At 71.9% G+C, this 7,101-nt stretch carries 8 protein-coding genes and 1 pseudogene; 5 read left to right on the forward strand and 4 right to left on the reverse strand.

The window, feature by feature from the left end; all coding sequences use genetic code 11:
• Positions 1–147 precede the first annotated feature (147 nt).
• From GEV28_RS41415 to GEV28_RS41430, 4 genes are all read left to right on the forward strand, one after another.
• The gene (locus GEV28_RS41415) at positions 148–1,002 is read left to right on the forward strand and encodes an NmrA/HSCARG family protein (RefSeq protein WP_291419718.1); all 855 of its coding nucleotides are present in this window, start codon (positions 148–150) and stop codon (positions 1,000–1,002) included.
• A complete protein-coding gene (locus tag GEV28_RS41420; RefSeq protein WP_291419720.1) occupies positions 999–1,508 on the forward strand; it encodes a cupin domain-containing protein in 510 nt (169 codons plus the stop codon). Before GEV28_RS41415 ends, GEV28_RS41420 begins: the two co-directional genes overlap by 4 nt.
• Positions 1,509–1,549: 41 nt before the next feature.
• Positions 1,550–2,536 carry an NAD(P)-dependent oxidoreductase gene (locus GEV28_RS41425; RefSeq protein ID WP_291419722.1) on the forward strand — a complete coding sequence of 329 codons (987 nt, stop codon included), beginning with the start codon at positions 1,550–1,552 and terminating at the stop codon, positions 2,534–2,536.
• Positions 2,537–2,599: 63 nt separating this feature from the next.
• Entirely contained in the window at positions 2,600–3,532 is a 933-nt protein-coding gene (locus tag GEV28_RS41430) for an alpha/beta hydrolase family protein (RefSeq protein ID WP_291419724.1), read from the forward strand.
• Here the strand turns inward: GEV28_RS41430 and GEV28_RS41435 are convergent.
• Genes GEV28_RS41435 through GEV28_RS41445 form a run of 3 tightly spaced genes read right to left on the reverse strand, consistent with a single transcriptional unit; the run spans position 3,525 to position 5,557 of the window.
• Complete coding sequence (locus GEV28_RS41435; protein WP_291419726.1) at positions 3,525–4,208, reverse strand: copper homeostasis protein CutC; 684 nt, start codon at positions 4,206–4,208, stop codon at positions 3,525–3,527. The genes GEV28_RS41430 and GEV28_RS41435 overlap by 8 nt on opposite strands.
• Positions 4,209–4,247: 39 nt before the next feature.
• Positions 4,248–5,129 carry an LLM class F420-dependent oxidoreductase gene (locus GEV28_RS41440; RefSeq protein ID WP_291419728.1) on the reverse strand — a complete coding sequence of 294 codons (882 nt, stop codon included), beginning with the start codon at positions 5,127–5,129 and terminating at the stop codon, positions 4,248–4,250.
• A gap of 23 nt (positions 5,130–5,152) precedes the next feature.
• On the reverse strand, positions 5,153–5,557 hold the full coding sequence (locus GEV28_RS41445; protein WP_291419729.1) for a MarR family transcriptional regulator: 405 nt from the start codon (positions 5,555–5,557) through the stop codon (positions 5,153–5,155).
• 622 nt (positions 5,558–6,179) lie between these two features.
• Here GEV28_RS41445 and GEV28_RS41450 point away from each other — a divergent pair.
• Positions 6,180–6,557 carry a hypothetical protein gene (locus GEV28_RS41450; protein ID WP_291419731.1) on the forward strand — a complete coding sequence of 126 codons (378 nt, stop codon included), beginning with the start codon at positions 6,180–6,182 and terminating at the stop codon, positions 6,555–6,557.
• A 329-nt stretch (positions 6,558–6,886) separates the two neighbouring features.
• Here the strand turns inward: GEV28_RS41450 and GEV28_RS41455 are convergent.
• A pseudogene (locus GEV28_RS41455) lies at positions 6,887–7,101 on the reverse strand (HNH endonuclease); the annotation flags it as partial.

Here is a 7,101-nt window from a genome sequence, read left to right on the forward strand (position 1 = left end):
CATCCCCCAACCCTCACCACTTCAGGCCCGGCTCCTGGATCTACTCGGCGTCGACCCCACCACCCTAAGATGATCAAGTACCGCACCCGACAACCAACTCGAGTTGATCAACCCCCATGTGCGGAATACCCGGCTAGCGTCGGCCTCATGAACGACACGGTGCTGGTGATCGGCGCGACCGGACAGCAGGGCGGCGCGACGGCCCGCGCGCTGCTCGCCCGCGGCCGGAAGGTGCACGCCCTCGTTCGCGACCCGGACCGGCCCGCCGCGCGGGCGCTGGCCTCGGCGGGTGCGGCGTTGGTGGTCGGCGACCTCGACGACCGGGAGTCGTTGCGGGCGGCCATGTCCGAGGTCCACGGCGTGTTCCTGGTGCTGTCGATGATGGACGGGTCGCGGGTGTCCGCCGAGGGCGTCGTGGCCGAGGTGCGGCGGGGCAGGGCCGTCGCGGAGGTCGCCGCGGAGACCGGCGTCGGGCACCTCGTGTACAGCTCGGTGGCCGGTGCGGACCAGGACACGGGCATCCCGCACGTGGAGAGCAAGGGCCTGATCGAGGCACACATCCGCACGCTCGGCCTCCCGGCCACGATCGTGCGGCCGGCGTTCTTCATGGAGAACTTCGCGACGCACACGAAGCCCGCCATGGTCGACGGCGAGCTCGTCGTCGGCCTTGCGCTGCGGCCGGACACGCCGCTGCAGCTGATCGCGACCCGGGACATCGGTGCGCTGGCCGCACTGGCGTTCGACCGGCCGTGGGACCGCCCGGTCGTGCTCGCCGGTGACCGCCTGACCGGCGCCGAGATCGCCGACCGGTTCGCCAAGGCCCGCGGTGTCCCGGCGCGCTTCGAGCAGGTGCCGCTCGACCGGCTGCGGGCGTTCGACCCGGAGGTGGCACGGATGTTCGCGTGGTTCGACTCGCGGGCCGGCGAGCGGGCCGACATCCCGGCGCTGCGCGCATCGCACCCTGGACTTTCCACAATGGACGATTGGTTGGTGGACGCATGACCGATGGGCTGGTGCTACCGCCCGATGCCGGTGCGACGATCGCCGCGACCGGGATGACGCTGAAGGTGGGCGCCGCGGAGTCGGCGCGGTGGTCGGTGTTCGACGTGGACGTGCAGCCGGGGTTCGACGTCGGGGCACACCTGCACGGGGAGGCCGAGGAGCTGTTCTACGTCCTCGACGGCGAGCTCGACCTGCTGGCGTTCGAACCGCGGGTGCGGACCTCGGGCGACTGGCAGAGCTGGGAGTCCGCGTCCGGCGCCAAGGTCGTGCGCGGCGGGCCGGGGAGCCTGATGCACGTGCCGGCGGGCACGCCGCACGCGTTCGCCAACCCCGGCTCGGCGCCGGCGCGAATGCTGTTCCTCGTCGCGCCGTCCGGGCACGAGGAGTACCTGCGGGAGATGGCCGAGCTGCTCGCCGGCAGCGGGCCGCCGGACCAGTCGGCGATCGCTGAGCTGCGGCTGCGCTACGACATCGTGCAGCTCACCCCGCTCGTCCCCGGCCGGTGAAATCGGCTGACCGGTGCGCCGCTCCCCCGTAGGCTGGCCACGTGTCGGACGGGAAAGTGCTGGTGACCGGTAGTGCGGGGCACTTGGGTGAGGCGTTGGTCCGGGTGCTGCGCGCGCAGGGGCGCCCGGTGGTGGGGGTGGACGTGCTCGACTCGCCGTTCACCACGGTGGTCGGCTCGGTCGCCGACCCGGACGTCGTGCGGGCGTGCCTGTCCGGGGTGTCGGCGGTGCTGCACCCGGCGACGCTGCACAAGCCGCACGTGGGCTCGCACGACCGGCAGGCGTTCGTCGACACCAACATCACCGGCACGCTGACGCTGCTGGAGGAGTCGGTCGCGGCCGGGGTCGAGAGCGTCGTGTTCACGAGCACGACGAGCACCTTCGGCCGCGCGCTGACACCGCGGGCGGGCGAACCGGCGGCGTGGATCACCGAGGACGTCGTGCCGATCCCGCGCACCGTCTACGGCGTCACGAAGACCGCCGCGGAGAACCTGTGCGAGCTGGTGCACCGCGACCACGGCCTGCCGGTGGTCGTCCTGCGCACGTCGCGGTTCTTCCCGGAGCCCGACGACCGCGACGAGGTCCGCACGGCCTACGAGGACGCCAACCTCAAGGCGAACGAGTACCTGTACCGCCGGGTGGACATCGCCGACGTGGTGGACGCGCACCTGCTCGCGCTCTCCCGCGCGCCTGCGTTGGGCTTCGACCGGTTCATCGTGAGCGCGACGACCCCGTTCACCGCCGCGGACCTGCCGACGCTGCACCGCGACGCGCCGAGCGTGGTGGCCCGCCTGTACCCCGACCAGCCGGCCCTGTACGCGAGCCGCGGCTGGCGGATGTTCCCGGAGATCGACCGGGTGTACGTCAACACCCGCGCCCGCGACGTCCTGGGCTGGCGACCGCGGCACGACTTCCGCCACGTCCTGAACGAACTCGCCGCGGGCGCGGACTTCCGCAGCCCGCTCGCCATGGAGATCGGCGCGAAGGGCTACCACGCGGTGTCCACCGGCCCGTATACCGCCAGGTAAGCCCTTGCCCGCCGTTCCGGCGTCCCGCAGGATGGGTCTGGTCGAGACCAACGGAGGTCCTGCATGCGATTCCGGGGATTCCTGCTTGCCTTGGTGTTGCTGTTCAACCTCGTGCTCACGCTGCCCGCGGCGGCGACGAGCTCGGGGGCCTGGGTAGTTCACGAGGAGAAGCTCGGCGACCGGCTGGTCGAGCTGACCGTCCATTCCGACGCGGTGGGCCGGGACGTGGGCGTCCGGCTGCTGCTTCCGCCTGACTGGCAACGGTTTCCGCACCGCGACTGGCCCACGTTGTACCTGCTGCACGGTTGTTGCGACGGCGACACCGGTTTCCGGTCGTGGACCAACAACACCGACGCCACCGAGCTGACCGCGCACACCAACGTGCTGATCGTCATGCCCGAGGCCGGGCCGGCCGGGTTCTACTCGGACTGGGTGTCCGGGCCGGCGTGGGAGACGTTTCACCTGACCGAGCTGCGCCGGCTGCTCGAACACCGGTACCGGTCAGGGCACCAGCGCGCGGTCGCCGGACTGTCGATGGGTGGTTTCGGCGCGTTGTCCTACGCCGCGCGGCATCCCGGGTTCTTCCGGGCCGCGGCGTCCTACAGCGGGGTCGTGCACACCACCTCGAGCCCCGACCTCGTGCAGGGCATCGTCGCCGGTACGGGCGCGGACCCGAACGCGTTGTGGGGCGACCCCGTCGCGCAGGCCCGGACCTGGGCCGCGCACAACCCGTACGACCTGGCCGAGCGGCTGCGTGGGATCCCGGTGTACCTGTCGACCGGCAACGGTCAGCCGGGGCCGCTCGACCCGCCGGACGCGCAGCCGGATCCGTTGGAGGAGCTACTGGGCGGGCAGTCGGTGGCGCTGGCCGAACGCCTGCGCGCCGAGCACGTCCGGGTGACAACGGACTTCTACGGCCCGGGCCGGCACGCCAGGCCGTACTGGGAGCGCGCGCTGCACCGGTCGCTCCCGATGTTGGTGCGGGCGATCACCTGAGCGCACACAGCCCGGCGACGGCGGCCGGGTCGGTCTCGAAGTGGTCGAGGCCGTCCGGCACGCCGGCGCCCGCGAAGAGTCCCGCTGCCCCGCGCACCGGCAGGCGCGGGGCCGCGTGGAGGTCCTGGACCCCCGTGGCCGCGACGACCCGCCGCGCGTTGCCCGCGCGGACGCCCCCGCAGGCCATCACCTGGATCCGGCCGCCCGCCCGCGCGACGAGCTCCTTGATCAGCGGCGCCCCGTCGAGCACCGACCGCTCGCGCCCCGAGGTCAGCACCCTGGTGAAGCCGAGCGAGATCGCCCGGTCGAGTGCCCGGCGCGAGTCCGCGCAGACGTCGACCACCCGGTGCAGCGTGGCCTGCATGCCCTCGGCCGCCTCGACGAACGGACCGGTGATCGCCCCGCGCTCGTCGAGCGCCCCGACCACGACGCTGGCCGCTCCGCACTCCCGAGCCGCGGCGATGTCCCGCATCATCACCGCGATCTCGTCGGCCGCGTAGTGGACGTCCCCGGGCCGGGGCCGGACGAGCACGTGCACCTCGGCCGCCTCGACGAGCCCGCGGCTGGGCGTGAGCCCCCCGTCCGCCGGCCCGGCACACAACTCGACCCGGTCGGCCCCGGCCGCCGCGGCGACCCGCACCCCGGCCACCGAGTCGACACTGATCTCCACCCGCATGATCACGAGTATCCCGCGGGCCGGGTTCGAGCGACCGGCTCAGCGCAGCGGGGCAGGGGTGGGACGGCCGATCGGTTCCAGCTCGCCGACCAGATCGGCGAGGAAGTCGAACACGGCGGGGTCGTGGACCTCCGGGAGGTTGACGATCGACAGGTCGACGCCCTGCTCGGCGAGCGCGGCGAAGCGCTCGACCGCGCGGCCGAGGTCCCGATCCTCGCCGAGCAGGCCGAACGTCGTCCGCACGATCGCGTCGTAGTCGCGGCCGACCGTGTCGCAGTGCGCGCGCAGCACGTCGAACTTGTGCCGCAGGTCCATCTGCTCGAACAGGTTGCACGCGTCGGCGTACCGCGCGACCAGGCGCAGCGTCTTGCGCTCGCCCCCACCGCCCACCAGGATGGGCGGCCGGCGCACCGGGCCTGGCACGTTCAACGGCCGCTCGAGCTGGTAGTGCTTGCCGACGTAGGCCGTGCTGTCGCCGTCGAACATCCGGTGCACGATCTCCAGGGTCTCCTCGAGCCGCTCGAACCGCTCGGCCAGCGGCGGGAACGGAATGCCGAGGCCCCGGGACTCCTCCTCGTTCCACCCGGCCCCGATGCCGAGCCAGGCGCGCCCGCCGGACAACACGTCCAACGTCGTGGCGAACTTGGCGAGCAGCCCGGGGTGCCGGTGGTGCACCCCGGTGACCAGCGTGCCGAACCGCAGCGTGCGGGTACGGCCGGCCGCCCACGCCACTGTCGCCCAGCTCTCCAGCATCGGATCGTCGGGCTTGCCCGCGATCGGGATCTGGAAGAAGTGGTCCATGGGCCAGAAGCTGTGGATGCCGGCGGCCTCCGCGCGGTCGACGATGTCGCCCAGGGTCTGGCCCATGCGGGCGGGACCTCCCGGCCAGCTGAACGTCGTGGGATGCAGACCAATCTTCATGACGTCGATATTAGCCGGCTAACTCACTCTTGTGTTAGCCGGCTAAGTATGCGGCGCAAAGTTGCCATGTCCTCGCCGCCGAGCCGCCGGGACAGCCGCCGGTCCGCGTTGCGCCACGCTTGCTCGACCGGGCGCCGCAGCGCGTGTCCCTTCTCGGTGAGGTACACCCGGCGGGACCGGCCGCGGCCGGCCTCCCGGCGCACATATCCCACCTTCTCCAGCCGCTGCAGCGCCTTGCTGACCGTTGGCGCCTCGATACCGAGCCGGGCGACCAACTCCGCCTGGCTGACGCCGTCCTCCCGCCACAACGCCGACAGCATCAGGTCCTGGCCGGGGTGCAGGCCGCGCTCGGCGAGCACCGGCGAGATCGCCCCTCGGGTCGCCTTCATCCCCTTGAGCAGGGCGTACGCCACCGTCTTCTCGATCACGAGACCACGCTAGTCCGCCGGCCAGCGACGGTACGCGAGGACCGCCGACCTGGTCAGTCAGCAGCACCCGGCTGATCGGGTCCGCATGGCCTATCGACACCGGCCGGCGATCGGAGCGCATCCGCGCAAGCGGCAGGAGCAGCGTGCCCGACACCCTGACCCGGTCCTGGATCGCGCGGCAGCGGCTGTGCTGGCCGGGTTCTGCTGGGCAGAAGTGACCAGCTGAGATGACCACCCGTCGGCGCTTCTGCCGAGGTGGGGCGCGTCCCGCGAATGATCGACTTGCAGGTCTCGATCCGCGCACATCAAACGTGGCGATCCTCTGATCCACGCCACTCAGGCGCGTCACGGTGTTGAGCGACTCTGGGGATGCCGATGTCGCGGGCGTGATCGGGCGTTGAGGATGCCAGGGAACTCGTTGCTCCTTCTGGGTTCGTAGGCGGCGGCACCGTGCCGATGAAGTCGGGGCATCTGGCTCGGCCTGCGGTTGATGGCGACGTGTCTGGTGTGGATGGTCGGCGAGGTGCCGGATGTGTCGTGGGCCGCGTTGGTCTTGTGTGGACGGTCGGTGGCGGGCCAGGGTGCAACACGAGTTGCCCGTTGCCGGTCGCGGTGGCCGGTCGTGAGCCTGATGGGATGGACGTTGATCGAGGTCATCGATGTGGTGGCGGCGCGGCGGGCGTTGGCCGGGCGAGTGTTGCGGTGTGCGGGCTGCGGTGCGGTGCTGGCTCCGTGGGGTCACGCGCGCGCCCGCACGGTGTACGACCTCGATGCCGCCAGGGTGACCGTGCGTCCGGACCGTGCCCGCCGCACCGGCTGCGCGGCCACGCACGTGCTGCTCGACGCCGCGCTGCTTGCCCGGCGCGGCTACACGGTGCGGATGGTGGGCCACGCGCTGGCCGGTGCGGCCCGGGGCGAGACCCACCGCGAGATCGCGGACCGGCTCGACGCGCCTGTGGGCACCGTGCGCGGCTGGATCCGCCGGGCCCGCGTTCGGTGAGCCGTGGTCGACGATCACGGTCCTGACCCGCGGCCGGCTCCTCGCGCCGGCCTCGACCGGCTGAGCCACCCCCATCGGTCCTGGCTGCACCCTGCCCGTTTCCATCCACGCACGACGAACACGCGACTCTTCGACGCGTCGGGCGGCCCTGCTCACCCACGAATCCGGCACCATGCCGACGAACACCGGCACGTGCCGACGACACCGTCCACTTTGACCGAATTCAGGTCGGCACGGTGAACGCCCGCTCCATCGGCATTTTCAACGCCGCCCAACAGTCACGCCCGATCCCGGCCGCGGCCTCCAGTCCCCTGGACACACCGTTCACATCAGAACGGTGGTGGTGCTGGTTCGGGGTGGGTTGGTTCGGGGTGGGTGATGGGCTCGGGGTGGTGGGGGTAGTGGAACCCGCAGGGTGAGATCCATTCCAGGATCCCGCCGCGTTTGATGATCTTCCAGCCGCCGAAGGTCTTGCCGCGGTGGTGGCTGCGGCAGGCGGGGTGCACGTTGTGTTCGTCGGTCGGCCCCGCCGGGAACGGCTCGC

The organism is Actinophytocola sp., from assembly GCF_009379765.1.
Lineage (GTDB): Bacteria > Actinomycetota > Actinomycetes > Mycobacteriales > Pseudonocardiaceae > Actinophytocola.